This window comes from Streptomyces nanshensis (genome assembly GCF_001751255.1).
Classification (GTDB): domain Bacteria; phylum Actinomycetota; class Actinomycetes; order Streptomycetales; family Streptomycetaceae; genus Streptomyces; species Streptomyces nanshensis_A.
Genome location: NZ_LJGW01000217.1, coordinates 1 through 650, shown reverse-complemented (window position 1 = coordinate 650; position 650 = coordinate 1). Strand labels below are relative to the sequence as shown.

Annotated in this window: 1 protein-coding gene; it reads right to left on the bottom strand. The window is 76.5% G+C overall.

The window, feature by feature from the left end:
• The coding region (locus AN218_RS12475; RefSeq protein ID WP_244900415.1) for an acyl-CoA dehydrogenase family protein at nt 1-650 on the bottom strand (650 nt) is incomplete at both ends.

Here is a 650-nt window from a genome sequence, read left to right as displayed (position 1 = left end):
GCCGCCCGCAGGGCGAGTTCACGCGCACCGGCCGTCTCGACGGCCGTGCGGGCGAGCAGCGCGCGCACCGACTGGTGCGCGGCGAGGGCGACTCCGGCCTGGCTGCGGGCGGCGGCGTGCGCGGTGGCGTCCGCCACGCATGCCTCGGCCATGCCGACACAGCCCCACGCCACGGTGAACCGGCCGTGGTCGAGCGCGACGGCGGCGACATGGGAGAGCCCCGCGCCCGCGGGGGCGACGAGCGCGCCGCGCGGCACCCGTACGGCGTCGAGGCGAATGTGTGCGATCTGCGCGGCCCGCATGCCCAGTTGGCCGCCGACCGGCTCCCGCTCGACACCGTCCCGGTCGGTCTCGACGAGCACTGCGGCCGGTTTGCCGTCGTACCGTCCGAGGACGAGCAGCACGTCGGCGATCTGCCCGAAGGTGATCCACTTCTTGCGTCCGGTGACCGTGACGTGGGTGCCGTCCCCGGCGTCCTCGATCGTTGTGGCGACGGCGGACAGTTCGCTGCCGGCGCCGTCCTCGGTGGCGGCGAAGCCCGCGGTCAGGCTGCCGTCGGCCAGCCGCGGCAGCCACAGCGCGCGCTGCTCGGCGGTGCCCCAGCGGCGCAGCGCCGCGGCGACCATGCCCTGCACCGTCGCCAGTCCGCG